General features: G+C 70.6%; 24 protein-coding genes. 14 read left to right on the forward strand and 10 right to left on the reverse strand.

The annotated features are described in order from the left end of the window. Positions 1-7: 7 nt before the first annotated feature. From ACGFX4_RS02505 to ACGFX4_RS02530, 6 genes are all read right to left on the reverse strand, one after another. Positions 8-1,468 (reverse strand): catalase, encoded by a 1,461-nt coding sequence (locus ACGFX4_RS02505; RefSeq protein ID WP_393069565.1) that lies wholly within the window; start codon positions 1,466-1,468, stop codon positions 8-10. Between the two features lie 53 nt (positions 1,469-1,521). Continuing rightward, a complete protein-coding gene (gene alc, locus ACGFX4_RS02510) occupies positions 1,522-2,778 on the reverse strand; it encodes an allantoicase (RefSeq protein ID WP_393069567.1) in 1,257 nt (418 codons plus the stop codon). Between the two features lie 10 nt (positions 2,779-2,788). Continuing rightward, positions 2,789-4,144 (reverse strand): allantoinase AllB, encoded by a 1,356-nt coding sequence (gene allB / locus ACGFX4_RS02515; RefSeq protein WP_393069569.1) that lies wholly within the window; start codon positions 4,142-4,144, stop codon positions 2,789-2,791. A 109-nt stretch (positions 4,145-4,253) separates the two neighbouring features. After that, the gene (locus ACGFX4_RS02520; protein WP_393069570.1) at positions 4,254-5,396 is read right to left on the reverse strand and encodes a glycerate kinase; all 1,143 of its coding nucleotides are present in this window, start codon (positions 5,394-5,396) and stop codon (positions 4,254-4,256) included. A 177-nt stretch (positions 5,397-5,573) separates the two neighbouring features. Then, the gene (locus ACGFX4_RS02525) at positions 5,574-6,461 is read right to left on the reverse strand and encodes a 2-hydroxy-3-oxopropionate reductase (protein WP_393069572.1); all 888 of its coding nucleotides are present in this window, start codon (positions 6,459-6,461) and stop codon (positions 5,574-5,576) included. A 51-nt stretch (positions 6,462-6,512) separates the two neighbouring features. Then, on the reverse strand, positions 6,513-7,358 hold the full coding sequence (locus ACGFX4_RS02530) for a TIM barrel protein (RefSeq protein WP_393069573.1): 846 nt from the start codon (positions 7,356-7,358) through the stop codon (positions 6,513-6,515). 193 nt (positions 7,359-7,551) lie between these two features. Here ACGFX4_RS02530 and ACGFX4_RS02535 point away from each other — a divergent pair, with 193 nt between their 5' ends. The 10 genes from ACGFX4_RS02535 (at position 7,552) to ACGFX4_RS02580 (ending at position 15,445) form a co-directional block, all read left to right on the forward strand. After that, positions 7,552-7,827 carry a thiamine-binding protein gene (locus ACGFX4_RS02535; RefSeq protein ID WP_393069574.1) on the forward strand — a complete coding sequence of 92 codons (276 nt, stop codon included), beginning with the start codon at positions 7,552-7,554 and terminating at the stop codon, positions 7,825-7,827. Beyond that, complete coding sequence (locus ACGFX4_RS02540; protein ID WP_393069576.1) at positions 7,824-8,195, forward strand: helix-turn-helix domain-containing protein; 372 nt, start codon at positions 7,824-7,826, stop codon at positions 8,193-8,195. Before ACGFX4_RS02535 ends, ACGFX4_RS02540 begins: the two co-directional genes overlap by 4 nt. Positions 8,196-8,386: 191 nt before the next feature. Next, positions 8,387-8,890: a 2-oxo-4-hydroxy-4-carboxy-5-ureidoimidazoline decarboxylase gene (gene uraD / locus ACGFX4_RS02545; protein WP_393069577.1), complete on the forward strand. Its 504-nt coding sequence runs from the start codon at positions 8,387-8,389 to the stop codon at positions 8,888-8,890. 51 nt (positions 8,891-8,941) lie between these two features. Further along, positions 8,942-9,277 (forward strand): hydroxyisourate hydrolase, encoded by a 336-nt coding sequence (uraH, locus tag ACGFX4_RS02550; protein ID WP_393069579.1) that lies wholly within the window; start codon positions 8,942-8,944, stop codon positions 9,275-9,277. 31 nt (positions 9,278-9,308) lie between these two features. Then, positions 9,309-10,229 carry a factor-independent urate hydroxylase gene (gene pucL, locus ACGFX4_RS02555; protein ID WP_393069580.1) on the forward strand — a complete coding sequence of 307 codons (921 nt, stop codon included), beginning with the start codon at positions 9,309-9,311 and terminating at the stop codon, positions 10,227-10,229. 178 nt (positions 10,230-10,407) lie between these two features. Next, positions 10,408-11,877 (forward strand): nucleobase:cation symporter-2 family protein, encoded by a 1,470-nt coding sequence (locus tag ACGFX4_RS02560; protein ID WP_393069582.1) that lies wholly within the window; start codon positions 10,408-10,410, stop codon positions 11,875-11,877. Beyond that, positions 11,838-13,223, forward strand: coding sequence for an 8-oxoguanine deaminase (locus tag ACGFX4_RS02565; protein ID WP_393069584.1), 1,386 nt, complete (start codon positions 11,838-11,840; stop codon positions 13,221-13,223). The genes ACGFX4_RS02560 and ACGFX4_RS02565 overlap by 40 nt, the downstream gene beginning before the upstream one ends. Before the next feature lie 255 nt (positions 13,224-13,478). Then, positions 13,479-13,799, forward strand: a complete 321-nt coding sequence (locus tag ACGFX4_RS02570) for a WXG100 family type VII secretion target (protein WP_393069585.1) — start codon at positions 13,479-13,481, stop codon at positions 13,797-13,799. Between the two features lies 1 nt (position 13,800). Then, positions 13,801-15,057 carry an amidase domain-containing protein gene (locus tag ACGFX4_RS02575; protein ID WP_393069587.1) on the forward strand — a complete coding sequence of 419 codons (1,257 nt, stop codon included), beginning with the start codon at positions 13,801-13,803 and terminating at the stop codon, positions 15,055-15,057. Position 15,058: 1 nt separating this feature from the next. Next, a complete protein-coding gene (locus ACGFX4_RS02580) occupies positions 15,059-15,445 on the forward strand; it encodes a hypothetical protein (protein ID WP_393069588.1) in 387 nt (128 codons plus the stop codon). Positions 15,446-15,580: 135 nt separating this feature from the next. Here ACGFX4_RS02580 and ACGFX4_RS02585 read toward each other — a convergent pair whose 3' ends face one another. Next, entirely contained in the window at positions 15,581-16,810 is a 1,230-nt protein-coding gene (locus tag ACGFX4_RS02585; RefSeq protein WP_393069590.1) for an MFS transporter, read from the reverse strand. Between the two features lie 55 nt (positions 16,811-16,865). Between ACGFX4_RS02585 and ACGFX4_RS02590 the strand changes: the two genes are divergently transcribed. The 4 genes from ACGFX4_RS02590 (at position 16,866) to ACGFX4_RS02605 (ending at position 20,521) form a co-directional block, all read left to right on the forward strand. Beyond that, entirely contained in the window at positions 16,866-17,864 is a 999-nt protein-coding gene (locus ACGFX4_RS02590) for a helix-turn-helix domain-containing protein (RefSeq protein ID WP_393069591.1), read from the forward strand. 29 nt (positions 17,865-17,893) lie between these two features. Further along, on the forward strand, positions 17,894-18,361 hold the full coding sequence (locus ACGFX4_RS02595) for a very short patch repair endonuclease (RefSeq protein ID WP_393069593.1): 468 nt from the start codon (positions 17,894-17,896) through the stop codon (positions 18,359-18,361). 72 nt (positions 18,362-18,433) lie between these two features. After that, on the forward strand, positions 18,434-19,393 hold the full coding sequence (locus ACGFX4_RS02600) for a DNA cytosine methyltransferase (RefSeq protein WP_393069595.1): 960 nt from the start codon (positions 18,434-18,436) through the stop codon (positions 19,391-19,393). A gap of 9 nt (positions 19,394-19,402) precedes the next feature. Continuing rightward, complete coding sequence (locus ACGFX4_RS02605; RefSeq protein ID WP_393069597.1) at positions 19,403-20,521, forward strand: DNA cytosine methyltransferase; 1,119 nt, start codon at positions 19,403-19,405, stop codon at positions 20,519-20,521. A 48-nt stretch (positions 20,522-20,569) separates the two neighbouring features. On the opposite strand, the gene ACGFX4_RS02610 is transcribed toward ACGFX4_RS02605, so the two are convergent. The 3 genes from ACGFX4_RS02610 to ACGFX4_RS02620 all read right to left on the reverse strand — a co-directional run bounded on the left by ACGFX4_RS02610 (position 20,570) and on the right by ACGFX4_RS02620 (position 24,539). Beyond that, the gene (locus ACGFX4_RS02610; RefSeq protein WP_393069598.1) at positions 20,570-21,367 is read right to left on the reverse strand and encodes a DUF6339 family protein; all 798 of its coding nucleotides are present in this window, start codon (positions 21,365-21,367) and stop codon (positions 20,570-20,572) included. Between the two features lie 107 nt (positions 21,368-21,474). Then, positions 21,475-22,452 carry a hypothetical protein gene (locus ACGFX4_RS02615; protein ID WP_393069600.1) on the reverse strand — a complete coding sequence of 326 codons (978 nt, stop codon included), beginning with the start codon at positions 22,450-22,452 and terminating at the stop codon, positions 21,475-21,477. Beyond that, positions 22,449-24,539, reverse strand: coding sequence for a helix-turn-helix transcriptional regulator (locus tag ACGFX4_RS02620; RefSeq protein ID WP_393069602.1), 2,091 nt, complete (start codon positions 24,537-24,539; stop codon positions 22,449-22,451). Before ACGFX4_RS02620 ends, ACGFX4_RS02615 begins: the two co-directional genes overlap by 4 nt. Positions 24,540-25,042: the final 503 nt, after the last annotated feature.

The following is a 25,042-nucleotide window of genomic DNA, read 5'->3' on the forward strand; positions in this document are numbered from 1 at the left end:
GTGACGGTCAGTTGTCGTCGCCCGCGCGGAGCTTGGCGACGGCGGCGGTCAGCCGGGCGCCGTACTCCTCGTCGGCGGCGCGGAAGTGCGCCAGGTTCTTCTCGATGACGTCCTCGCGGGTGACCTGGGCGAGGAAGCCGGCGATGTTGCCGATCAGACGGCCCTTCTCGCCCTCGGACATCAGGCGGTAGAGCTCGCCGGCCTGGACGAAGTCGTCGTCCTTGGAGTGCAGCGGCGTGGTGTAGGTGCCGGTGAAGCCCGCGACGGCGGACGGAGCGGCGAGAGCGTCGTCGGTCTGCGCCGGGCCGTCGTACGAGTTGGGCTCGTAGTTCTTGTTGCGGCCGTTCTTGTTGAGCGCGTTGAAGCCGTCCTGGCCGTAGTTGGCGGCCTCGGTGGCGCGCGGCGCGTTCACCGGCAGCTGGGTGTGGTTGACGCCGAGGCGGTAGCGCTGGGCGTCCGCGTAGGCGAACAGGCGGCCCTGGAGCATCTTGTCCGGGGACGGGCCGATGCCGGGCACGAAGTTGTTCGGCGAGAAGGCCGACTGCTCGACCTCGGCGAACACGTTCTCCGGGTTCTTGTTCAGCACCAGGCGGCCGACCTTGATCAGCGGGTAGTCCGCGTGCGGCCACACCTTGGTCAGGTCGAACGGGTTGAAGCGGTAGTCCGCCGCCTCGGCGACCGGCATCAGCTGCACGTACAGGGTCCAGGACGGGAACACGCCGCGCTCGATCGCCTGGTGCAGGTCGCGCTGGTGCGAGTCGGCGTCGGCGCCGAGCACCTCGGCGGACTGGGTGCCGTCCAGCGAGCGGATGCCCTGGTTGGTCTTGAAGTGGTACTTCACCCAGAACGCGTCGCCCTGCTCGTTGACCCACTGGTAGGTGTGCGAGCCGTAGCCGTTCATGTGGCGGTACGACGCGGGGATGCCGCGGTCGCCGAACAGCCAGGTGATCTGGTGGGTGGACGCCGGCGAGTGGGACCAGAAGTCCCAGACGTTGTCGGCCTCCTGGATGCCCGTGTACGGGTCGCGCTTCTGCGAGTGGATGAAGTCCGGGAACTTGATCGGGTCCTTGATGAAGAACACCGGGGTGTTGTTGCCGACGAGGTCGTAGTTGCCGTCCTCGGTGTAGAACTTCACCGCGAAGCCGCGCGGGTCGCGCACCGCGTCCGAGGAGCCGAGCGCGCCGGCCACGGTGGAGAAGCGCAGGAACAGCTCGGTGCGCTTGCCGACCTCGCCCAGGAAGGCCGCCTTGGTGTACTGCGAGACCTCGTCGGTGACCTCGAAGTAGCCGTACGCGCCGGAGCCGCGGGCGTGCACCACACGCTCCGGGATGCGCTCGCGGTTGAAGCGGGCGAGCTTCTCCAGCAGCTGCTGGTCCTGGATCAGCAGCGGGCCGTACTCGCCGGCCGAGGCGGAGTTCTGGTTGTCGGCGACGGGCGCGCCGGACTCGGTGGTCAGGGTCTTGGGCATGTGCGGTCCTTCAGTACGGAAAACGGGAGGGTTGGCGCGCTTCCGGTCCGGGCTCAGATACCGAGCAGGCGCCAGATGGCGGCGCGGCGGCGGGAGGTGTGCTCGCCGTCGGGGCCGTCGGTGGGCTGGAGGGCGGCGACGGCGGTGGTGGTCGCGGCGGCGTCCGCGAGCGGGCGGGCGGCGGTGAGGGCGGCGGCCTCGGCCGCGGTCAGACCGGCCTCGGCGAGGGCGGCGTCGGCCTCGGCGGCCGGGAGCGCGTTGAACCAGCGCAGCGCGAGCGCGGCTCGGCCGGCCTCGGTGAGCCTGCCGGTGAGGCGCAGGCGGGCCAGGCCGCCGTCCGGGTAGACGTTGATCCGGACGTGGGTGACCGGGCGGCCGGCGTTCAGCCGGAGGCGGTGGCGGGTGTCGGGCTGCAGGCGGGTGCGGGGCAGGAGCTCGAACCAGCCGTCCGGGTCGGCGGAGGGGTCGCCGCCGGCACTCGCGTCGTAGCCGACCAGGTCGGCCCAGCCGGGGGCGTTGGCGACGAAGTGGGTGGTGTCCACCTCGGCGGCCAGGACCTCGCCGCCCCCGGCCAGGGCGATCTGTACCCAGTCGTTGGCCTTGTCGCGCCGACGCCGGGTCTCCCAGCCCTCGCCCATGACGGTGGCGCGGCCGGGAGCGTTCAGGTTGTGCGGGGAGGAGAAGTAGCGGTCCGAGGCGGCCTCGGCGACGCCGCCGTACTCCTGCGCGGCGAGGTCGAAGGTGAGGCCGTCGAGCTCGCGCGGGTCGGGGCGGACCTCGCCGTGCACCCGCAGGCGGGCGACGCCGCCGTCCGGCCAGATGTTGAGCCGGACGTGGGTGAACCGGGTGTCGTTGTCGACCGCGAACTCGTGGGCGGTGTTGCCCTGGAGGGCGGTGCGCGGCACCAGGTCGGTCCACTCGGCGGCCTCGACCTCGGCGGGCGAGGGGTGGCCGGGGACGGAGGCGCCCTGGACGGAGCCGGTCTCCGGGTAGTTGCCGGTGAAGTGCGCGGTGTCGACCACCACTCCGCGGATCACGCCGGCCACGCCGAGCCGGACGATCGCCCAGTCGTGGTCCTCGTCGGTGGGGTGCGGCTGCTCGGCACAGGCGCCGCGGCGGCGGCGGGACTCCCAGCCGTCCATGATCTGGCCCTTGTGGCCGAAGGTGTGCGCGCGGAACTCGGCCGGCTTGGCGACCAGCAGGTTCTCGGCGTCCGCGAAGGTGTCCTCGTTGGTGCCGACGATGCCCGCGCCCAGCAGGCGGGAGGCCAGGTTGACCAGCTCGGTGAACGGAGCGCTCGGGGTGCTCAACGAAGTCTCCTTAAGAACGGGTGATCTGACGGCCGAACGGCTCGGCGTCGGTGTCGACGACGCGGCCGCGCAGCCAGGTGGTACGGACCACGCCGGTCAGGGTGCGGCCGGCGTACGGGGTGACCGGGTTCTTGTGGTGCAGCTCCTCGGCGTGCACCGCGAACTCCGCGTCCGGGTCGAAGGCGACCAGGTCGGCGTCGTTGCCGACGGCGATGGCGCCCTTGGTGCCGGTGAGGCCGACCAGCGAGGCCGGGCCGGAGGACATCCAGCGGACCACGTCGGTCAGGTCGTGGCCGCGGCGGCGGGCCTCGGTCCAGATCGCCGGCAGGCCGAGCTGCAGGGAGGCGATGCCGCCCCAGGCGGCGGCGAAGTCGCCGCTGCCGCCGTGGCGCCGGAGCAGCTTCAGGTCCGGGGTGGACGGCGAGTGGTCGGAGACCACGGCGATGAACTCGCCGTCCGCGAGCGCCTGCCAGAGCAGGTCGCGGTTGGACTCGTCGCGGATCGGCGGGCAGCACTTGAAGGCGGTGTCGCCGTCCGGCACCTCCTCGGCCGCGAGGGTGAGGTAGTGCGGGCAGGTCTCGGCGGTCACCCGGACGCCGTCCGCGCGGGCCTGGCGCAGCAGCGGCAGGACGGCGGCGGAGGAGACGTGCAGGATGTGCACCCGGGCGCCGGTCCGGCGGGCGGTGTCGAGCAGGTGCGCGACGGCGGCGGCCTCGGCGTCGTCCGGGCGGGAGTTGAGGAAGTCGCGGTAGTGCGTGCCGGGGACCTGCGGGGCGGCGTCCAGGACCGCCGGGTCCTCGGCGTGGATGATGGCGAGCGCGCCGATCCGGGCCTGCTCGGCGAGCACGGACTCCAGGTCCTGCGCGGTCGCCAGGTGCGGGAACTCGTCCACGCCGGAAGGCGCCAGGAAGGACTTGAAGCCGAACACGCCCGCGCGGTGCAGCGGTTCGAGGTCGCCGGTGTTGCCGGGGACGGCGCCGCCCCAGAAGCCGAGGTCGACCCAGGCCTGGCCCTCGGCGGTCTTCCGCTTGGCCTCCAGGCCGTCGACCGTGGTGGTCGGCGGGACGGAGTTGAGCGGCATGTCGATGATCGTGGTGACGCCGCCGGCGGCGGCGGCCCGGGTGGCGGTGGCGAAGCCCTCCCACTCGGTCCGGCCGGGCTCGTTGACGTGCACGTGGGTGTCGACCAGGCCGGGCAGCAGGACGGTGTCGCCGAGGTCGGTCAGGTGCCGGTCGCCGGCCAGCAGCGAGCCGTGGGCGGCGATCTGCTCGATCCGCCCGCCCTGGACCAGCACATCGGCGGGACGCTCGCCGTCCGGCAGGACCACCCGGCGGGAGCGGATGACCGCGGTGTCGCCGATGGGCATGAGGGGACCTCCGAACTCAGGAATGCGGGGGGTGCCGAAGGATTGCTCGGAGCCTAGGCCCGCCTTCAACAAAACGTCAATGTAGGAATCCACAAGCGGCCGGGCGGCCTCAATGCGCCAGCAGCTCGGCCGCCAGCCGCTCCCCCGCGACTTCTGCCAACTCGGCTGCCCTCGTCATCGAATCGCCCGGCTGCTCGGCCAGATCGGTGAGCGCGAGCGCCGCGGTGAAGCCCGCCGTGCGCCACTCGTCCTCCGACAGTTCCAGCCTCCCCGCCACTGCGGCCACCCGAACCCCCGCCCGGGTGGCCGCCGCGGCGACGCCGGCGGGGGCCTTGCCGTGGAGCGTCTGCGCGTCCAGGCATCCCTCGCCGGTCACGACGAGACGCGCCCCACGCACAGCCTCGTCGAAACCCAGCAGTTCGAGCAGCAGCTCGATGCCGGGTCGCATGGTGGCGCCCAGCAGGGCCAGCGCGGCGAAGCCGACGCCTCCTGCCGCCCCGGCGCCGGGGGCGTTGCGGTAGTCCTGGCCGGTCACCGCGTGCACCGCGTCGGCCCAGCGGGTCAGGCCCTCCTCCAGGACCGGCAGGTCCTCGGGGCCGGCGCCCTTCTGCGGCCCGTACACGGCGGTGGCGCCGCGGGTGCCGAGCAGCGGGTTGTCCACGTCGCAGGCCACCACGATCCGCACCCCGCCGAGCCCGTCGGCGAGCGAGCCGAGGTCGATCCGGTCCAGGCGGCGCAGGGCCGCCCCGCCGGGGGCGAGTTCGGCGCCGTCGGAGTCGTACAGGCCGACGCCGAGCGCCTGGACCATGCCCGCGCCCCCGTCGGTGCAGGCGCTGCCGCCGAGGCCGAGCACGATCCGGGTGGCGCCGAGCCTGACCGCCTTGGCGATCAGCTGGCCGACGCCGTACGAGCCGGCCGCGAGCGGGGCGGTGCGGCCGCCGGGGAGCCGGGCCAGGCCGGAGGCCTGGGCGAGCTCGACCACGGCGGTGTCCTCGCGCAGCGCGAGGGCGGCGTCCACCGGGAGGCCGGTGGGGCCGGCGACCTTGACCGGGACGCGGGTGAAGCCCGCGGCGAGTGCCGCCGCGAGGGTGCCCTCGCCGCCGTCGGCGACGGGCAGTTCCCGGACCTCCGCGCCGGGCGCGGCGCGCCGGATGCCGGCGGCGATCCGCGCGGCGACCTCGGCGCCCTCCAGCGTCCCCTTGAACTTGTCGGGAGCAACGACCACATGGCCCTGCGTGGGGGTGTCGGTCATGAGACGTGCGCCTTTCTTGCTGCTTCGCGGGGCCGGTGGGGCGGGTGGTGCCCCTCCCTGCCGTTCCCCTCGTCCCGCTTCCGACGTACGAGGGGCTCCCCTCGGCAGGGAGGGGGAATTGAGCCCCCTGGTGGCGCGGGCACGACCGGACAGGTACACGCCACCAGGGGGAGCCTGTTACTTGACCTCGCGGCCGGACAGGCGCTCGACGCCGCGCAGCAGCGCGGAGTGGTCGAGCGAGCCGTCGCCGTTGGCGCGGGCGGAGGCGACCAGCTGGGCGACGAGCGCGCCCAGCGGGAGGGCGGCACCCACGGCGCGGGCGGCGTCGGTGACGATGCCCATGTCCTTGTGGTGCAGGTCGATGCGGAAGCCGGGAGCGAACTCGCGGTTCAGCATGTTGCCCTTCTTGCGGTTCAGCACGGTCGAGCCGGCCAGGCCGCCGCCGAGCACGTCCAGGGCGGCGGCGAGGTCCACGCCGGCGTTCTCCAGGAACACCACGGCCTCGGCGAGCACCTGGATGTTGACCGCGACGATCAGCTGGTTGGCGGCCTTCACGGTCTGGCCGGCGCCGGACGGGCCGACGTGGATCACCGTGGTGCCGAGCGCGTCGAGCAGCGGCTTGGCCTCGGCGAAGTCGGCGGCCTCGCCACCCACCATGATCGACAGGACGGCCTCGATCGCGCCGGCCTCGCCGCCGGAGACCGGGGCGTCCAGGGTGCGCACGCCCTTGGGGGCGGCCGCGGCGGCGACCTTCTGCGAGGTCTGCGGGGTGATGCTGGACATGTCGACGACGAGGGTGCCGGCCTTCACGTTCTCCAGCACGCCGCCCTCGCCGAGGATGACCTGCTCCACGTGCGGGTCGGCGGGGACCATGGTGATGACGACCTCGGCGTCCTTCACCGCGTCGGCGATCGAGCCGGCGCCGTGGCCGCCGGCCGCGACCAGCGCGTCGATGGCGGACTGCTCCAGGTTGAAGCCGGTGACGTGGTGGCCGGCCTTGACCAGGTTGATGGCCATGGGCTTGCCCATGATGCCGAGGCCGATGAAGGCGATCTTGCGGCTCATCGCGGTGATCCTTAACTACGTGAGAAGCGGGGAGGGTGGTGCGGGTGGCGCTTACTTGGCGGCGCGGAGCTCGCGCGGGAGCCACCCGAAGCTGTCGGCGCTGACGCCGTTCGACGGCTTGTACTCGAGGCCGATCCGGCCGGTGTAGCCGGCGGCCGAGAGGCGGGCGAAGAGGTCCTCGAAGTCCAGCTCGCCGGTGCCGGGCTCGTTGCGGGCCGGGACGTCGGCGATCTGCACGTGGCCGAAGCGGTCGGCGTAGGCGTCGATCACCGCGGCGAGGTCCTCGCCGTTGCGCGCCAGGTGGTAGAGGTCGCAGAGGAACTTGGCGTTGCCGAGGCCGGTGGCGGCGTTGACCTTGTCCACCACCGCGACCGCGGCCTCCGCACTGACCAGCGGGTAGTCCGGGGACTCGACCTTGTTGAGGGCCTCGATCAGCAGGACGGCGCCGGCCGCGTGGGCGGCCTGGGCGGCGAGCGCGAGGTTCTCCAGCGCCAGCTCGTCCTGCACGGCCGGGTCGACGCCGGCCACCCGGTTGCCGTAGAGGGCGTTGACCGCCTTGGTGCCGAGCGACTCGGCGAGGCCCACGGTGACCGGGATGTTCTCGCGGAAGCGCTCGCGCTCGGCGGGCAGCGAGACGGTGCCGCGGGCGCCCTTGGTGAGGTCGTCGACGAAGTTGATGCCGGTGAGCTGCACGCCCGCGTCGGTGAAGGCCTTGCGGAGCTCGTCCAGCTCGGCCTGCGAGGGGGTGTGGTTCTCACCGAAGGGCCACCACAGCTCGGCGGCGGTGAAGCCGGCGGCGGCCGCGGCGGCCGGTCGCTCCAGGAGCGGAAGCTCGGTGAACAGGATGGACAGGTTGATCGTGAAGCTGTGCTTGGCCGCAGCGGTCACGTCGGTCACCTCTCGCTCTCTTCCTATCCGCAACTTCCACGATTCGGAAGAGCGATTTTGCTTGGTGGAAGCTTGTCCCGCTCCCGGACGGAGTGTCAAGCGCATCGCAACAATTTGTTGAAGCCGCCGAAGCCTTCCGGCCAGACCCCCGGTCGACTGTTTGATCGACCAGCGCCCTCGCTACAGTGAGCAGGTGCGATTGATGGTTGAGTTCACGACAGAGCCGTTCGAGCTGGACAGCTTCCCGGACCACGCCAAGGCCGCGCGCCGCGTCGTGGACGAGGCGGGCCTCGCGGTCTCCGTGGGCCCGTTCGGCACCAGCGCGGAGGGCGAGGCCGAGCAGGCGCTGGCCGCGGTCACCCGCCTGCTGCGGGAGACCCTGGACGCCGGTGCCACCCGGATCTCGGTCCAGGTCAGCGTTCTCGCCGAGGGCGAGGACGGCCGGCACCAGACCCCGGAAGGAGTGGGTACGCAGTGAGCAACGCCCTGGAACACCCGCTCACAGCGGCGATAAAGCCGCTGCTGGACGCGGTCGGCGCGACCGCGGTCGAGCCCGCCGAGGCCCGGGCCGAGGACATCGTCCTGGAGTGGGACGGCGCGCCGGCGGTGGCCGTACGGCTGCCCCACCTGAGCAGCGCCCTCGACCGCCTGCTCGCCGAGATGGCCCGCCAGTTCGACGGCCGCCCGCTCGCCGAGCTGGACCGCGCCGAGAAGCAGCGGGTGGTCGCCCTCCTGGAGGAACGCGGCGCCTTCACCGTCCGCCACGGGGTGGAGACGGTCGCGTCGGCGCTGGGCGTCAGCCGGTTCACCGTGTACAACTACCTCAACCGGCAGGAGAAGGGCTGACGCCCCGCCTGTCCGGCTTCGCCCAGTCTGTACCGGCCACGAGCCGGGGCACACTTGGCGAATCGCACACGACACGGGGCCGGAACGGGCCCCGGCGCAAAACGTAACCACCAACAGTTCAACAAAGTGTTGACGACCTGGGGTGGTCGATCTAGCTTTTCCGGGTGGCACCACTCTTAGGAGGTCCACCCGTGACCAAGCATCCCGACACTCTTGACGCTCTCGCGGCGACTCCCGCCGCAGAGCTGCAGGAGACCCTGCTGGAGATCTGCTCCAGCCCTGCCTGGGCTGCCGCCGTCGCGGCGAGCCGGCCCTGGTCCGACCGTGACGCGCTGCTCGACGCCAACGCGAAGGCGATGGCCGGGCTGACCGTCCAGGACCTGGCCGACGCCATGGCCGGCCACGCCCGGATCGGCAAGCCGAAGACCGGCGACGCCACCTCCGAGCGCGAGCAGTCCGGCATCCAGGGGGCGGACACCGCCCTGCTCGACGAGCTGCACGAGGCCAATGCCGCCTACGAGGCGAAGTTCGGCCACGTGTTCCTGATCTGCGCGACCGGCCGCACCGCGGCCACCATGCTCGCCTCGCTCCGCGAGCGCTTCCCCCACGACGCCGCCACCGAGGCGGAGATCGTCCGCGGGGAGCTGCGCAAGATCAACGACATTCGGATCGACCGACTGCTCGGCGAGTCCTGACCCGACTCGACGGACCGTCATTCCCTGCCACAGTTAAGGTCATCACCACCCATGACTGGCATCTCCACGCACGTGCTCGACACCAGCGTCGGCCGCCCCGCCGAGGGCGTCCCGGTCGAGCTCGCACTGCACACCGAGGGTGGCTGGAAGGTGCTCGGCACCTCCGCCACGGACTCCGACGGCCGGGCCAAGGACCTGCCGGCCGTGGAGGCGGGCTCGGTCGTCCGGCTGCTCTTCGACACCGCCGCCTACTACGCGGCCACGTCCGACGAGACGCCGTTCTTCCCCGAGGTCTCGATCGTCTTCACGGTCGCGCCCGCGCAGCACCACTACCACGTGCCGTTGCTGCTCAACCCGTTCGGCTACTCGGTCTACCGCGGAAGCTAGTAGACCGACCTCAACGCTTAGGAGCCACGTCATGGCCCACGTGCTCGGTCAGAACCAGTACGGCAAGGCGGAGAACCGCATCGTCCGGATCTACCGCGACTCCACCCGCCACGAGATCAAGGACCTCAACGTCTCGGTCTCCCTCCAGGGCGAGTTCGAGGACGTCCACCTCACCGGCTCCAACGCCAACTGCCTGCCCACCGACACCACCAAGAACACCGTGTACGCCTTCGCCAAGGAGTACGGGATCGAGTCGGCCGAGGCCTTCGGCATCACCCTGGCGCGCCACTTCGTCGACGACACCGAGCGCGGCGTCGTGCACAGCGCCCGGATCCGGATCGAGGAGTACGCCTGGGACCGGATCAAGACGCCGGACTCCTCGGCCCGCTTCATCGGCGCCGACGAGGTGGGCCACTCCTTCGTCCGCACCGGCCAGGAGACCCGCACCTGCGAGATCGTCTACGACGGCGAGAACGTCCAGGTTATCTCGGGCCTCAAGGACCTGATCGTGATGAACTCCACGAACTCCGAGTTCTGGGGCTACATCAAGGACAAGTACACCACCCTCCAGGAGGCGTACGACCGCATCCTGGCCACCCAGGTGACGGCCCGTTGGAAGTACGGCTTCAACGGCCGCGACAACGAGGCCCAGCCCAACTGGAACCGCTCGTACAACCACGTGAAGCGCCACATGCTGGAGGCCTTCGCGGAGACCTACTCCTACTCGCTGCAGCAGACCCTGCACGCGATGGGCACCCGGGTGCTGAACAACCGGGCCGAGGTGGACGAGGTCCGCCTGGAACTCCCCAACAAGCACCACTTCCTGGTCGACCTGGAGCCCTTCGGCCTCAAGAACGAGAACGAGGTCTACTACGCGGCCGACCGGATGTACGGCCTGATCGAGGGCACCGTGCACCGCGAGGGCGTCGTACCGGTCATCCCGGTCGCCTGACGACCTCCCCGCCCTACCTTCTCCACCCCCACCCACCGGAGACCGCGCTCGCCTTCGGCGACCCGGCCCGGGGACCTGGAGAAGCGGCCCGAGGGACCCTTGCACCGCCGTCCCGCCCTCGGGACTCTCCAGCGCCACGGGCGCGCCGGAGCCCACGAGCACAACTGAGGGGCTCGACATGGATTTCCGCTCCACCCGTACCGACGGCGGTACCCACCCTGACCGGCCCTCGCTGCCGGACGGCCAGTCACCCAGCCTCCCTGACGCACCGTCCGGCCGCGAGGTCCACCCCGTGGACGAGGTGCTGCCCCCGCTGAAGCTCTTCGGCACCGGGCTGCAGCACGTCGCCGCGATGTACGCGGGCGTGGTCGCGCCCCCGCTCATCGTCGGCGCCGGCGTCGGGCTCACGCCCGGCGAACTCGCCCTGCTGATCTCGGCCAGCCTGTTCACCGCGGGACTGGCCACCCTCCTCCAGACCCTGGGGTTCTGGAAGATCGGCGCCCGGCTGCCGTTCGTCAACGGCGTGTCGTTCGCCGGCGTCGCCCCGATGCTGGCGATCGCCAAGGAGCACGGCCCGAAGGACGCCCTCCCGGTGATCTTCGGCGCGGTGATCGTCGCGGGAACCCTGTGCCTCCTCGCGGCGCCGTACTTCTGCAAGCTCATCCGGTTCTTCCCCCCGGTCGTCCAGGGCACCGTGATCACCCTCATCGGGGTGTCCCTGCTCCCGGTCGCGGTCAACTGGGCGCGCGGCGGCAACCCGTCCGCACCCGGCTACGGCTCCGTCCGGGCCATCGGCCTCGCCGCGCTCACCCTGGTCGCGGTGGTGCTCTGCAACCGGCTGCTGCGCGGCTTCTGGCAGCAGCTCTCCCTGCTCGTCGGGCTGGCGATCGGCACCGCCGCCGCCTTCCCGCTGGGGCTCGCGAACTTCGGTGCCGTCCAGGACGCCGCGGTCTTCGCGCTCCCCTCCCCCTTCCACTTCGGGGCGCCGATCTTCGACGCCGCGGCGATCGTCTCGCTGTGCATCGTCATGGTGGTCTCGATGACCGAGTCCACCGCCGACATGCTGGCGCTCGGACGGATCGTGGACCGCGAGGCCGACGAGCCCACCCTGGCCGCCGGTCTGCGGGCCGACGGGCTGGCCACCGCGCTCAGCCCGGTGCTCAACGGCTTCGCCTGCAGCGCCTTCGCCCAGAACATCGGACTGGTGGCGCTCACGAAGATCCGCAGCCGCTACGTGGTGGCGGCGGGCGGAGGCATCCTGATCCTGCTGGGCCTCTTCCCGGTCCTCGGGTCGCTGGTGTCCCTGGTGCCGCAGCCGGTCCTCGGCGGCGCGGGGATCGTGCTCTTCGGCACGGTCGCCGCCAGCGGCATACGCACCCTCGCCGAGGCGGGGATGGAGTCCGGCGGGAACACCGTCCTGGTGTCGGTGTCGCTCGGGGTAGGCATCGTCCCGATCGCCGCCCCCACCTTCTACGACGCCTTCCCGGAGGCCGTACGGACCCTGATGCACTCCGGCATCTCGGCCGGCTGCCTGGCAGCCGTCCTGCTCAACCTGCTGTTCCACCACGTCGGCGCCCGCCGCACACCCTCCCCCATTGGAGTCCAACCATGGCAGTCCAGCCCCCACCCGCCGACCAGCGGATCGTGATCGAGAACGTCGCCGTCGCCACGGTCGACGCCAACGACACCGAGTACGCCCGCGGCCACGTCGTCATCCTCGGCAACACGATCGAGTCGGTCGGCGACGGCCCCGCCCCCGCGTGGCTGGACAACGTGGTGCGCCGGATCAACGGCGAGGGCCACCTGGTCACCCCCGGCCTGGTCAACACCCACCACCACTTCTACCAGTGGATCACCCGCGGCCTGGCCCAGGACAACATCCTCTTCGACTGGCTGGTCGCCCTCTACCCGACCTGGGCCCAGATCGACGACAAGCTGGTGCACGCCGCCTCGCTCGGCTCCGCCGCCGCGCTGCTCAAGTCCGGCTGCACCACCGCCTCCGACCACCACTACGTCTTCCCGCAGGGCGGCGGCGACGTGCTCGGCGCCTCCATCGAGGCCGTCCAGCAGCTCGGCATGCGCTTCACCGCGCTGCGCGGCTCGATGGACCGCTCCAAGAAGGATGGCGGCCTGCCGCCGGACCACGCGGTCGAGAAGACCGAGGACATCCTGATCGCCTCCGAGGCGGCCGTCGACAAGTGGCACGACCCCTCCTTCGGCTCGATGCTGCACGTGGCCATCGCGCCGTGCTCCCCGTTCTCCGTCTCCACCGAGCTGCTGCGGGAGTCCGCCGTGCTCGCCCGCCGCAAGGGCGTGCGCCTGCACACCCACGGCTCGGAGACCGCCGAGGAGGAGGAGTTCTGCAAGCAGCTCTTCGGCATGGGCCCGACCGACTACTTCGAGTCCACCGGCTGGCTCGGCGAGGACGTGTGGATGGCGCACTGCGTCCACATGAACGACTCCGACATCGCCAAGTTCGCCGAGACGGGTACGGGTGTCGCGCACTGCCCGTCCTCCAACGCCCGCCTCGCGGCCGGCATCGCCCGCGTCCCCGACATGCTCCGTGCGGGTGTGCCGGTCGGCCTCGGCGTCGACGGCACCGCCTCCAACGAGTCCGGTGAGCTCGGCACCGAACTGCGCAACGCCCTCCTGATCAACCGCCTGCACGGCTACCCCACCGCCCTGACCGGCCGTCAGGCCCTGCGCCTGGGCACCATGGGCGGCGCCCGCGTCCTCGGCCGGCACAACGAGATCGGCTCCATCGAGACCGGCAAGCTCGCCGACCTCGCCCTGTGGAAGATCGACGGCATCATGCACTCCTCGATCGCCGACCCGGTCGCCGCCCTCACCCTCGGCGCCCTGCCGCCGCTCGCCGCGCTCTTCGTCAACGGCAACGCCGTCGTCGAGAACGGCACCCTCACCACCGTCAACGAGGACCAGATCGCGCTCGCCTGCAAGCGCGCCGCGCAGGAGCTCGCCTCCCGCCCGCTCTGATCCCCCTCCGCTCCCCCGCCCGACCCGGATCCGCCGCCGGCGGATCCCCCGTACTCCGAGTGGCCTGCCAGGGACGGCCGGCCACCCGGACTCCGCGGCCCATCCTGCTCACCGGCGGGCCTGCGGAGGCACAGCCCCGGACCCACGGCGAGGGTCCGGGGCTGCTGCACGCCCGCCTCCCGCCGTTGCCTGGAACCGGATCGGTGCGGTGATCGTCCTCCCCGTCGCCGATCACACGGCAGGAACGGGGAATCCATGTACGACATCCACATCCGTCCGGCAGGCCTGCACACCGCCGCCGACGCCGTCCGCGGGACCTCCACCCGGCTGGACGCCCGCGCCGGCCACTGGCTGGACGACAGCCTGACCGCCGCCTCCACCCACTCCGGATTCGCCTCCGGTCCCGCGCTGCGCGAGTGCGCCGACAACTGGCAGACCCACATGAGCGCGGTCGTCCAGCAACTGCACACCTACGCCGACCAATTGCGCCAGTCCGCGCACTCGTACGACACCGCCGAGCAGGAGTCGGTGCGCCGGCTGAACCTCGCCGTCGGCGACCTCGGCGGAGGTGCCTGACGTGGTCGACTTCGCAACCCTCCGCAAGGCCGACCCCGCCTCGCTGCGCCGCGCCGCCGCAGGCTGGGTGGCGCTCTCCAAGGAGTCCTGGCAGGCCGTCAACGACCTGCACGCCAACGGGATCGGCCCGCTCAAGGACGACTGGCAGGACAAGGTCGGCCAGGCCGCCGGCAAGAAACTGGGCGAGCAGGCCGACATCCTGGAATCCGGCGCCGACATCACCCGCGGCGTGGCGATGGTCGTCGACGGCCTGGCCTCCTCCCTGGAGTACGCCCAGCAGGCACTCACCCGCGCACTCGAACTCGCCTCGGCGTACCGGCTGGAGGTCGACGGCAACGGGACCGTCTCGACGACCGGCGAGGTCACCGGCGACAGCCTCACGCACATGAACGAGGTGTCGGACCTCATCAAGGAAGCCCTCCGGGAGGCCCGCCAGGCCGACGACCTGGCCTCCGCCGAACTGCGCAAGCTCGGCGCCGCCACCTGCGAGACCGACCCCGAGAAGGCGCTCGACCAATTCCAGGGCGAGGCCTCGCAGATCCAACTCGACATGCTCGCCGGCGACATACCGGACGGCAAGGACCCCGCGCTGGTCGCCCGCTGGTGGGCCTCGCTCACCCCGGAGCAGCAGAAGCAACTGGAGCTGGCCGAACCGGTGAGGCTCGCCGGCCTGCCCGGCATCCCGGACGCGGTCAAGGAGGACCTGCGCGGCGGCCCGGGACGCAAGTGGGACCGCGTGAAGATGGTCGAATGGGTGCTGGCCCACTGGAACGACGACTCCGGCGACTTCGACGACGAGAACAACTGCACCAACTTCGCCTCCGAGGCGCTGTTCCAGTCCGGCGTCCGCATGAAGGGCGACTGGACCCTCGAAGGCGACGCCTGGAACCGCGGCCGCGACCCCGGCTGGCTCGGCCTCGGCATCATCGGCCAACAGCACAGCCACGCCTGGGGCGGCGCGCAGAACCTGCACGACTTCATGGTCGGAAACGGCGGCCGCGAGGTCCCGCCCGGCGAGGTCAAGCCGGGCGACCTGGTCTTCCTGGAGGACGACAACGACCTCAACCCCGACCTCACGCCCGGCAACATCCACCACACCGCCGTCGTCACCGCGGTCACCCCGGACGGCGACATCCGGTACAGCCAGCACAACGACTCGCGGAAGAACGTCAGCATGGACGGACGGTCCGGCCACGAGGCGCAGTCCGAGGGCCGGCAGAAGATCCGCTACGTCCGGGTCGAACCGAACTGGTACTGAGATGAACGAGACGACACCATCGGGCCGACGGCTCGCCCCGGCCGTCGCCCTGGCCTTCCTAGCTGCCGCGCTCGGCTGGGCCTGCGCCAAGTACGGGCACGACGCCTACCTGGACGCGATACCCCGACGGCTCAACCACTGCCTGCAGGCCGCCCCCGTGACGGTCGCGACCTGGGCGGCACTGGGAGCGGCACCCCTGCTGGAGATCGCGGCGGCGGTCGGCGCCGTCCGGCTGCTCCGCCCCACCACCCGCCCGGGCACCGCCCCGACGGTGGCGGCGGCGCTGCTCCTCGGCACGGCCGCGCTCCTCCTCGTGGTCACCGGCTGGAGCCTGGCCGACGCCCTCGGCGGCCTGGACCACCCGCTCCACACCTGCACCGGCATGTGAGCCACCCGCGCAGACGCAGCCCCGGACCCACGTCGTGAGTCCGAGGCTGCTGCACGCGCCCACCCCCGTGGGGCGCGCGAACCGACGCCGGCGTCCGAACAACGCCTGCGTCGGGGCCTACCCCCGCCTCGCGGCTCACCCCCGCGTCGGGGCCTCCTTGCGGCGCGCCACCGCCGGCATCGCCAGACCGCCGAACGCCATGATCCCGCCCAGCAGCGCCCAGCCGGCCACCCCGTGCCCCAGCGCCGTCGCCGTCACCACCAGCGGGCCGATCACGTGCGAGGCCGCCTGACCGCTCATGAACACCCCCTGGTACTCGCCGTGCCGCTCCGGCTGCGCCAGGTCCAGGCTGAGCGTCCAGCCGCCCGCCGAGGTGAGCAGCTCCGCGAGGCTGTGCAGCAGCACCCCCGCCAGCATCACCACCGACGCCACCAGCGCCGACCGGCCGCCCGCCGCCGCGTACACCAGGCACGCCACCGCCAGCAGCACCCCGCCCCGGGCACACGCCCGCGCCGCGCTCCGCACGTCCGTCACCCCCCGGCTGGCCCGGACCTGGAACAGCACCACCACCAGGCAGTTGACCCCGCCCACCGCCGCGATCAGCGCCCGCGGCGCCCCGGTGTGCAGCGCGATCCACAGCGGGATCCCGATCTCCAGCATCGCGAACTGCAGCTCCAGCACGGCGTGCAGAGCCGTCACCGTCAGGAAGCGCCGGTCCGCGAGCGCCGTCCGCCGCCCCGGCCGCGCCTTCCCCGTGCTCCCGCCCTCCGCCACCGGCAGCCCCACCAGCAGCGCCGCCGCACCGAGGAAGCTCACCGCGTCCAGCACCATCACCGTGACGTACCCGGCGTACGTGTCCGCCTGCAGCGCGAAGGCCGCACCCGCGCCGCCGACCACCAGGCCCGCGTTCATCACCGACCGCAGCAGCGCCCGCGAACGCACCTGGTCCTCCGCCGGCAGCACCCGGGCGATCAGCGCGCTGCGCACCGCCACCGCCCCGCGCTCCAGCACCGTCGCCACGCACGCCAGCGCCACGAACCCGGCCCACGAATCCACCAGCGCGTACCCCAGCACCGCGACCGCCTCCAGCGGCCCCACCACCAGCAGCAGCCGCCGGCTCCCCACCCGGTCCGCCAGCCGTCCCATCGGCACGCCCGCGCACATCCCGCAGACCCCGGCCGCGGTCAGCCCGAGCGCCACCTGACCCGGGGTCAGCCCGATCGAACGGGTGAAGTACAGCACGCTCACCGTGTAGAACAGCCCGTTGCCGACCGTGTTCACCAGGCTCATCAGCACCAGCCGGCGCAGCAGCGGGTCGGCGGGCAGCAGGCGGCGGGCGCGCACGGGCGCCGCGGTCGATGTCATGCGCCCAGCACAGCGGTGTTCCCAACCGGACGGAATCCTTTTACCGTTGGGGTCAATGTTCGAGTTCCGGTTCGGTGTCGACGACCTCGCGACCACCTGGTTCGCCTACTCGCCGCTGCAGGAGGCCGTCCTCAGCCTGCGGGCCCGCTCCGGTACCACCACGTACCCCGAGCAGCAGCCGTGGATCGCCCGCTGGCAGCCCGCGTACCGGACCCTCGACACCACGCTGCTCGAAGCCCTGGTCACCCCGCGCCGCTGGGTCCCCGACTTCCTGACACCCCGTCCGCCCGGCCCGCACCCCGACTTCGCCGCCGAACTCGCCGTCCTCGCCGCCACCGACCTGCGCACCGTACGCGCCGACGTCCTCGCCGCCTACGCCGGCGACGGCAGCCCCCCGCCGCCCGTCCTGCGCACCCTCCTCGACGACCCGGCCACCCTCCTCGCCCGCGTCGTCGACGTCCTGCACGCCTACTGGACCCGCTGCCTCGCCCCCGCCTGGTGGCCCCGCGCCCGCTCCGTCCTGGAAGCCGACATCGCCCACCGCGGCCGGATCCTCTCCGAACACGGCGCCGAAGCCCTCTTCGCCGACCTCGACCACCGGCTCTCCTGGCGCGGCGGCGTCCTGCGCCTGCACGACCCCGATCCCACCGTCCAGGCCCTCGGCACCACCATCGAGGTCGCCGGCCGCGGCATGGTCCTGATGCCCACCCTCTTCGCACTCGGCGCCCAGACCGACATCACCCAGGGCGGGCCGCCCCTGCTCACCTACCCGGCCCGCGGCAAGGCCACCATGGCCGAGAACCTCTCCGCCGTCCCCGTCCCCGCCTCCCCCCTCGCCAACCTCATCGGCGCACCCCGCGCCCGCCTCCTCACCCTCCTCACCGCCCCCGCCTCCACCACCGAACTCGCCCACCGCCTCGGCGTCACCCCCGGCGCCGTCAACCGCCACCTCACCGCCCTCACCGCCGCCGGCCTCCTCACCCGCACCCGCCACGGCCGCAGCGTCCTCTACACCCGCACCCCCCTCGGCACCTCCCTCACCACCGCCGGCTGAGTGTCGGTCCCCGGCGCGATACTGGCGGTATGCCGTCCACCTCGCCGTCACCCGCCGCCTCGTCGCCCTCCGTGGCAGCCCGGATGAGCCGCCAGGCCTCCCGCGACACCGCCCAGGAGCTGGCCGTACGACGGCTGTTGTTCGGCTGGGGGCTCCGCTACCGGGTCAACGCACCGGTGCCCGGCATGCCCCGGCGGACGGTCGACATCCTCTTCCGTGGCCCCCGGGTCGCCGTCTTCCTCGACGGCTGCTTCTGGCACGGCTGCCCCGAGCACGCCACCAGCCCGAAGGCCAACGCCACCTGGTGGCGCACCAAGCTCGACCGCAACACGGCCCGCGACCTGGAGACCACCGAGCACCTCACCACCGACGGTTGGACGGTGCTCAGGTTCTGGGAACACGAGACAGCCGACGAGGTGGCCTGCAAGGTGCGGGACAGCGTCCGTGCAAAGCAATCGGCTCGTGCTGGCCGCCCGGCCGCACCCGACCTTCACTGATCCGGGATCGACTGCCGGCCCCGACATCTACTCTTGGCCCGAGCGGGTGTTGTGCACGCACGGAGGTGGAGCTTGGACGCCCGAAGGTTCTCGTCGCTGGAGATCTGCTCCGGGGCCGGTGCGCAGGCGCTCGGCCTGGAGCGTGCCGGTTTCGACCCTGTGATGCTGATCGACAACAACGAGTACGCTTGCAGGACGATCAACCAGAATCGCCGAAACTGGCAGGTCCGTTGCGAGGACGTCCTCGATTTCGACCCGGCCGATCATCCCGAGACCTACGACGTCGATCTGCTCAGCGGCGGCCTGCCCCGGGTCCGGTCCGCAGCAGCCGTTCGCCGAGCGGAGGACGAGACTGAGCGCAAGCTCCTCCGCGCGGCGATCTGGCTGGCGACCGCCGTCCGCCCGAAGGCCTTGCTTCTGGAGAACGTCCCGGACCTGGTCGAGAAGGACGAGTACGCGGAGGACCGCTCCTGGATCGAGGACGAACTCGCGCATGCCGGCTACCGGCCGTCCTGGAAGGTCCTGAACGCCGCTGACTTCGGGGTTCCCCAGAACCGCAGAAGTGGCTTCCTTGTTGCACTGGCCGCCTCCCATCACACCGATTTCGTCTGGCCCGAGCCGGGCGGTCGAGCTGTCGTCACTGTCGGTGAAACACTTGGCGACTCCATGGCCATTCGCGGCTGGCCGGGCGCCGCACTCTGGGCCGAGCGGGCCGACCGGCCGGCGCCCGCTCTGATCGGCGGCTCCGCCCGGCGCGGCGGCGCAGACCTCGGTCCGACCGGCAGCAAGCGAGCATGGGCGACGATCGGTATTGATGGAACCAACCTCGCCGACGACTTCCCGGCCGCCGACTTTCCCGTCGACGGCATTCCGAGGCTCAGCGTGCACCAGGCCGCCATGATCCAGTCCATCCCCGAGGACTGGATCATTTATGGTCGCAAAACAGCCGCATACCGACAGATCGGACATGCAATGCCGCCACCTCTGGCCACTGCCGTAGGTCGTGCGATCGCCGGCGCGCTGGCCAGCTAAGATCTCCGCATGCACTCGCCCGCCTCCGACGCCGCCCACGAAATAGTTGATCTATTCGCCGGCCCGGGCGGACTTGACATGGCCGCCCAGGCTCTGCTCATTCCGGTCACCGGAGTCGAGTGGGACGGCGATGCGAATGCCACCCGCAAAGCTGCCGGCCTCGCGACCCAAGAGGGCGATGTCCGCGAGTACTGCCCTGAGCGCTTCTCGAGCGCCACGATCCTGGCAGGTGGGCCACCGTGCCAGACCTTCACGGTTGCGGGCAGCGGCAGCGGGCGGCGTGCACTGGACCAGGTGATCACCTTCGCCCGGCGGATGGCCAAGGGCGACGACGTCCGGGCGGAACTCGCCGAACAGGACGATCCTCGTACCGGCCTGGTCCTCGAGCCACTGCGTTGGGCGCTCCAGGCCATCAGATCGGGTGACCCCTACCAGGCGATCGTGCTGGAACAGGTACCTGCCGTACTCCCCGTCTGGGAGGAGTACAAGAGGATCCTCGAGGAACTCAACTATTCGGCGAAATGCGCTGTTCTGCACACCGAAGAGTTCGGCGTTCCGCAGACGCGCCGCCGGGCCATCCTGATCGCCCGCCGGCTCTCCGACGAAGGTACGGCGCTGCACCGCCAGGTGGAGCTCCCCACGCCGACACACCATCGCTTCCACAAGGGGGCGCCTCGGCCGGGCAGCAGCAACGGCCGTGACCCGTGGGTGGCCATGGGGGAGGTTGTCGACCTCGGATGGCCGTTCAAGGTTGTCTCCAACTACGGCACCGGCGGTGACCCCAAGGCCCGCGGTGTTCGCAGCTCGGGCGAGCCGGCGTTCACCGTCACCGGAAAGATCTCCCGGAATCGGGTGGTGCGTTCGGATCTGGTCTCACCGCGCCCGGAAGACTTCACTCGCTTCCTCGATCACCAGGCAGGCCAGCTGCAGACCTTTCCGGCGAACTATCCGTGGTCCGGAAAAGCGGTGGCCCAGCAGATCGGCAACGCGATCCCGCCCCGCCTCGGTGTGCACGTTCTCGCTGCCGCACTCGACTTCGGCAGCGAAGAGATCGAAGCTGCACTGAAGCGGCTGGCGAACTGGGAGTCTCCCCGGCCGTCCGACGGAACGCAGTCCGCTCAGGGCTGAGGTGTGTTCCTGGTGGGCCCGACCCGTGCGGGCCCACCAGGGACCCTCTCAGTCGTCGTGAGCGTGGGCTGTCGGGCTACGGTCACGCAATGGCGCTGCAGCGCAAAGCTCTTGGAACATCCGCGTGAGACGGTCCACGGAGGAACGACGAGCGGTGCCGTCACCGGGACCGTCCGGGAGTCGGTCCAGCGGTACTGCAGGTGCCGTTTCCGCTTCGTCGACCCACCTGGTCACCGCGTCCTGGTCAGGCATTTCATCCGGTGCGACCACGTCGTACATGACTGTGCTACCAACGGAATTCACGGCAGTGCAGAGTGCATTGACACGGTCGCCAAGACGAGAGGCGCCCGATGCGGCGAGCCCTTCCAGGATCCGGACCATCGCCAGAGCAGTGGGCTTGTGATCGATGGCATCCAGGCGCAGTGCGGTGTTCAGCATGTCCTGATTTCCACACGCGCGCTCTGCCGGTCGGTAGTCGTGCCCGTCCCGGAACATCTCGGCGGCCCACCAGAGCCGGGCAAAGGCCTGACTGTAGTGAGGCCCCACAAACCGGGCGGAGTTGACCTTCTTCGCCGCACCGTCCTTCGCCTCGCCGCCCGCGAGGTGGCGCCACAGGACGTAGTCGGGAGCAACAGCAAGAGCGAGGAAATTCCAGAGGTCGGGACGCGCAGCATCGGCTCTTACCATACGAAGCGTCGCATGAAGCCGTGGCGCCAGCCAGGCATCCGCCTCGGTCCGCGAGTCCGCGAACCTCCGCATCGCCTCATCGACAATCTCCCGAAATGGCGCGACGCTCCATCGGGCCGAGTCGCCCCCGACAGGCGTGCTCGCACGAAGGATCGCCACCTGCGGCAGACGCTCCCGACCAGCCCGCACAGCGCCGGTCAAGTACTTGGATGCGAGTGCGGTGGGGAGGAGGGCGAGCCGATCCGGGACATCGACTCCATACGGGTTCAACGGGTTGCACCTTCCTGCGAACGAGAGACCGAGCGGACGACCGTAGTCAGATTCCTGGGGATCTGAGCACGCCGCGCTGCGGCGAATTGGATCCGGGACTGAAGTTCCGCCCAGCCGTGTCCTTCGCTCCGCCGGCTGCAGGCCTCGGCCAGGGCGTCCGCGATCGGAAGTCCGGGAAAGACGTCCGGGAGCATTGCTCGAAGGACGGGTTCCCGCCATCCACCCGGGAGTTGAGGCAATCCATCCTCGTCCAGATCGAGGTCACCCAGCGCCGAATGGAACATCGCTGTCCACGCCTCGCCGGCTATCTGGGCAGCCACCATGCCGGCCGCAGCCTTCTCGAGGGGACCGCGAGCTCCGTTGAGCAGTGCGGAAAGTCCCTCGAAGGACTTGTTGAGCAGAACGGTCGGCATCTCTCCGGAGGTCTCGACGAGCCATGGCGCGTCCTTGAACGGTCGGAGCCACTCCTGGGGGCCATCGCGGAAGTCCTCCTCCACAATCTCCACTTCTCTCTGCCTGAGAGCCGCGCGCCCGAAGAAGTCCACGATCCACGGTTCGTCGCTGGTCCCGATGATGCGACCGTCGATCCCTCCGTAGCTACCGACTGCACTGACGTGGAGGACGGGGCGTGCGAGATGCAGAGACCGTCGAATCTGTACCTCCCCGCGCCAGTGCTGCTCATCGCGACGACGCTCGAGGCGGGTGACGACTCGCGTGTTCGTGGCTCCTTCCGTCAGGACGGCCACACAGGACACGGCCGCCCACGGACCATCGGCAAGTTCGTTGTTGGGAAGCGTCACCTCGAGCTCGAGGATGCACTCGTCCCAGTCGTCGCGCTCCACCCTGTCGAGGGCGACGACATGTTCCCGTTGAGAGATGAGGGAGAAGGGAAGCGCCCTTCCATCGATGCTCGCCTGCCGAATATCGACATCGATGCGTCCGACGAGAGTCGGATAGGGATAGACGGTGGTCACGCCGAGGCCTCCTGTGCATGGCGGATGTCGACGATCACACCGGACAGTGCAGCGGGGACCGGATGACTGGCTACGGCAGTGACACCGCTGAACCTGGCGGAACGGACGTCGGGCGAGACGACGACGGTGCCGTCGACGATCCGGCAGTTTTCCCGGGCCGACAATTCCGCCCATCGGAGTGCCGGCCGACTACCTGAACGCACGTCGAACTTGGCGACCGGGAGCAGATGCCACGGATCCTCGCGCTGCGGAACCTTCAGGATTACATCGAGTGTCCAGGCTCCTGAAGCATCGATCCGTCCCGTGACCCGGTCCACAGACGGATACCCATCAGCGCGGCGGCTCGCACCACCGGGCGTGGGATGGTCGAGGCGCAACAGATTCCGGAGCGCCTCGGGGCCGGTCGACTGCTGTTGGACCGAACGGCGCCCGACGATCGCACGCAGGGCCGCGTCCATGGCCGAGTTGAAGTCGGAGAGCCTCTTCGGCGCATTCGGGTAGGTGGCAGTGAGCTCTTCCGTGGCGCCCCAACGGTCGTGCTCAGGTGGTTCGGCTGCACGAAGGAAGGCTTCGGCTGCGTGGACCGCGTCGCCGTCGTCACCCGTCGCGAAGCCGGCGAGCAGGACGGCTTGGAAGGGGTCCACCCCCAACCCGAGATTGCGTGGGCGGCGGGCGGTCACAGTCATGCGGCTGCCACGCATGCACACGATGCGGCTGTGCTCCGAATCCGTGTCGTCGGCGGGCGTTACCAGGAGGACAGCATGGTGGACGTTGCCCTCTGCCTTGCGCCCTGCGGAGCGGAGTGCGGGGACTTCCAGCATCACTTCGGCCGACGCGACCTGATCCGCGGCCGTTAGCTCGTCCACGGTCTCCCCGTCGAGGTGGGCCTGGAGGGCACGGGTAAGGCCCGGGTGACGATCTCTCGGGTCCACACGGCGTTCCGAGATGACAGTCTCGCCGTTCCTCAGCGCGCACACCGAGGCCTCCAGGATCGCCGGGGTCGACCGACCCGACGTCATGGCGGCCCAGAAGTTGTCGGCCAGTGCGGCGCCCAGGGCCTCGTGCATCTCGTGGAGCGTGCTGCTGTTCCCGGTCGCGTCATGGGCGCCGACGATCAGGAACGAGGTGCCCGGATCGTCACTGTCCCGGTCGAGGCGCAGGTCCGCGACAGTCTTCTCATCGGCCCACCAGGAGCGTGAGACGCCTTCGTGCTCCTTCTCCGTGTCCGGCTCCCCCAGCCAAGCCGGACCGGCGTACGCGACCTCGTCGACCTCCCGCCACGGAAGATCGAGGCGTCCCACGACACGACGCGCCGTACGACCCTCGTGACTCTCCGACAGTGTGCTGTTGATCAGCACCAGGCCGAGTCGGCTCGCGGCCCACAGGGTTGCTTTTCCGAGACCGTACGAACCCCCCGCCCGGTCATCGACCTTGTGACTGTCGAGCTGCCGACGCACCACCGCGGCGAACCGACCATCCCCGTACTCCGGGCCTGTGAGCCCGGCCGCGTTGTAGTCGTCGACGCGGAGGAGCAGGAGCGAGGACTCTTCCCTAAGTAGCCGCAACCCTTCCGCCAGGACCCGGCCAACCTTCTGCCGCGACCCCGCCGCCGCCTCGTAATGGGGTTCGATGTCGCCCCACTTCAACGCGTCCAAGAACCTGTTCAGCTGCTCGCCGGTCAACTCGTGCAGAGTGAAGCGCACCCGCACCGGGCGACCCGTGTCGCGCCGCTCGTCCAGGCTGTTCTGTGTGGCCTCGCGGGCCAGCACCGCCAGGTTTGCGTCGAAGGCAAAGGCGGCAGCGTTTCCGTACTCACGACCACCGTCCGGATGCGCACGCCTGTGATGCCACTTGATCGGCCTCGCCGCACCCGCGTCGGTTTCCCTGGTGACGACGGTGGCCAGGTCGGTGCCGAGAAGCGCCGCGATCCTCGGAAGCAGCTCGGGGCGGGGGTGAGCCCTGCCGGTGACCCAGGCCGACACCGCCGCACGGGTCAGGTCCAACTTATCGGCGAGCTCGGCCTGCGACATGCCGCTGCGACGCAGCTGCCGCCCGAGCCAGACACCGAAGTGCTCGCTGTCCTCCATTGCCCCCTCTTCCGGTCCTTCTTGGCTCAACCCTCGGGAGGGCTCTGTGACCATAGAGTAGCAGCGAAAATTGACGCTTCTCCAGTTGTCAAATTTTGCTTGACGCCCCACCCCGCTTCGAGCGCCAGCATGACTGGATGAAAAAGCGCAATGTCGACAATGCAACTCGAGCGAGACCGCAGCGCAATCAAAGCGTTATGTTCACACTATCTCGAACCCGATGGACATGGGGTGGCCAAGCGCACTAGGGTCGGGGGGCCGAAGGTTGTCAACTCTCCCTTTGGGAAAGCGTGTTGCGAACGACAGCTCCCACTTCCGGGAGAAGTGTGTCTGTATACGGAGGGGAATCGTGACGTACAGAACCCGCATGGCCCGCCACATCCGGAGCTTCGACGAGCTGAGAGGCCCGGAGGCTCGACTGAACTACCTTGCGAAGCACTGTCTGAGTTTCGACGAGCTGGACTACTGGCGAAGAGAACTCCAGGGCCAGCGCCGCGAGACGG

The organism is Kitasatospora sp. NPDC048365 (assembly GCF_043200835.1).
GTDB classification, from domain to species: domain Bacteria; phylum Actinomycetota; class Actinomycetes; order Streptomycetales; family Streptomycetaceae; genus Kitasatospora; species Kitasatospora terrestris.

Excerpts from the sequence above, each read along its gene's own strand:
- ACGFX4_RS02505 (WP_393069565.1), bottom strand. The coding sequence starts at position 1,468 with ATGCCCAAGACCCTGACCACCGAGTCCGGCGCGCCCGTCGCCGACAAC.
- allB (WP_393069569.1), bottom strand. The coding sequence starts at position 4,144 with ATGCCCATCGGCGACACCGCGGTCATCCGCTCCCGCCGGGTGGTCCTG.
- ACGFX4_RS02520 (WP_393069570.1), bottom strand. The coding sequence starts at position 5,396 with ATGACCGACACCCCCACGCAGGGCCATGTGGTCGTTGCTCCCGACAAG.
- ACGFX4_RS02525 (WP_393069572.1), bottom strand. The coding sequence starts at position 6,461 with ATGAGCCGCAAGATCGCCTTCATCGGCCTCGGCATCATGGGCAAGCCC.
- ACGFX4_RS02535 (WP_393069574.1), top strand. The coding sequence starts at position 7,552 with ATGGTTGAGTTCACGACAGAGCCGTTCGAGCTGGACAGCTTCCCGGAC.
- uraH (WP_393069579.1), top strand. The coding sequence starts at position 8,942 with ATGACTGGCATCTCCACGCACGTGCTCGACACCAGCGTCGGCCGCCCC.
- pucL (WP_393069580.1), top strand. The coding sequence starts at position 9,309 with ATGGCCCACGTGCTCGGTCAGAACCAGTACGGCAAGGCGGAGAACCGC.
- ACGFX4_RS02560 (WP_393069582.1), top strand. The coding sequence starts at position 10,408 with ATGGATTTCCGCTCCACCCGTACCGACGGCGGTACCCACCCTGACCGG.
- ACGFX4_RS02565 (WP_393069584.1), top strand. The coding sequence starts at position 11,838 with ATGGCAGTCCAGCCCCCACCCGCCGACCAGCGGATCGTGATCGAGAAC.
- ACGFX4_RS02570 (WP_393069585.1), top strand. The coding sequence starts at position 13,479 with ATGTACGACATCCACATCCGTCCGGCAGGCCTGCACACCGCCGCCGAC.
- ACGFX4_RS02580 (WP_393069588.1), top strand. The coding sequence starts at position 15,059 with ATGAACGAGACGACACCATCGGGCCGACGGCTCGCCCCGGCCGTCGCC.
- ACGFX4_RS02585 (WP_393069590.1), bottom strand. The coding sequence starts at position 16,810 with ATGACATCGACCGCGGCGCCCGTGCGCGCCCGCCGCCTGCTGCCCGCC.
- ACGFX4_RS02590 (WP_393069591.1), top strand. The coding sequence starts at position 16,866 with ATGTTCGAGTTCCGGTTCGGTGTCGACGACCTCGCGACCACCTGGTTC.
- ACGFX4_RS02595 (WP_393069593.1), top strand. The coding sequence starts at position 17,894 with ATGCCGTCCACCTCGCCGTCACCCGCCGCCTCGTCGCCCTCCGTGGCA.
- ACGFX4_RS02605 (WP_393069597.1), top strand. The coding sequence starts at position 19,403 with ATGCACTCGCCCGCCTCCGACGCCGCCCACGAAATAGTTGATCTATTC.
- ACGFX4_RS02620 (WP_393069602.1), bottom strand. The coding sequence starts at position 24,539 with ATGGAGGACAGCGAGCACTTCGGTGTCTGGCTCGGGCGGCAGCTGCGT.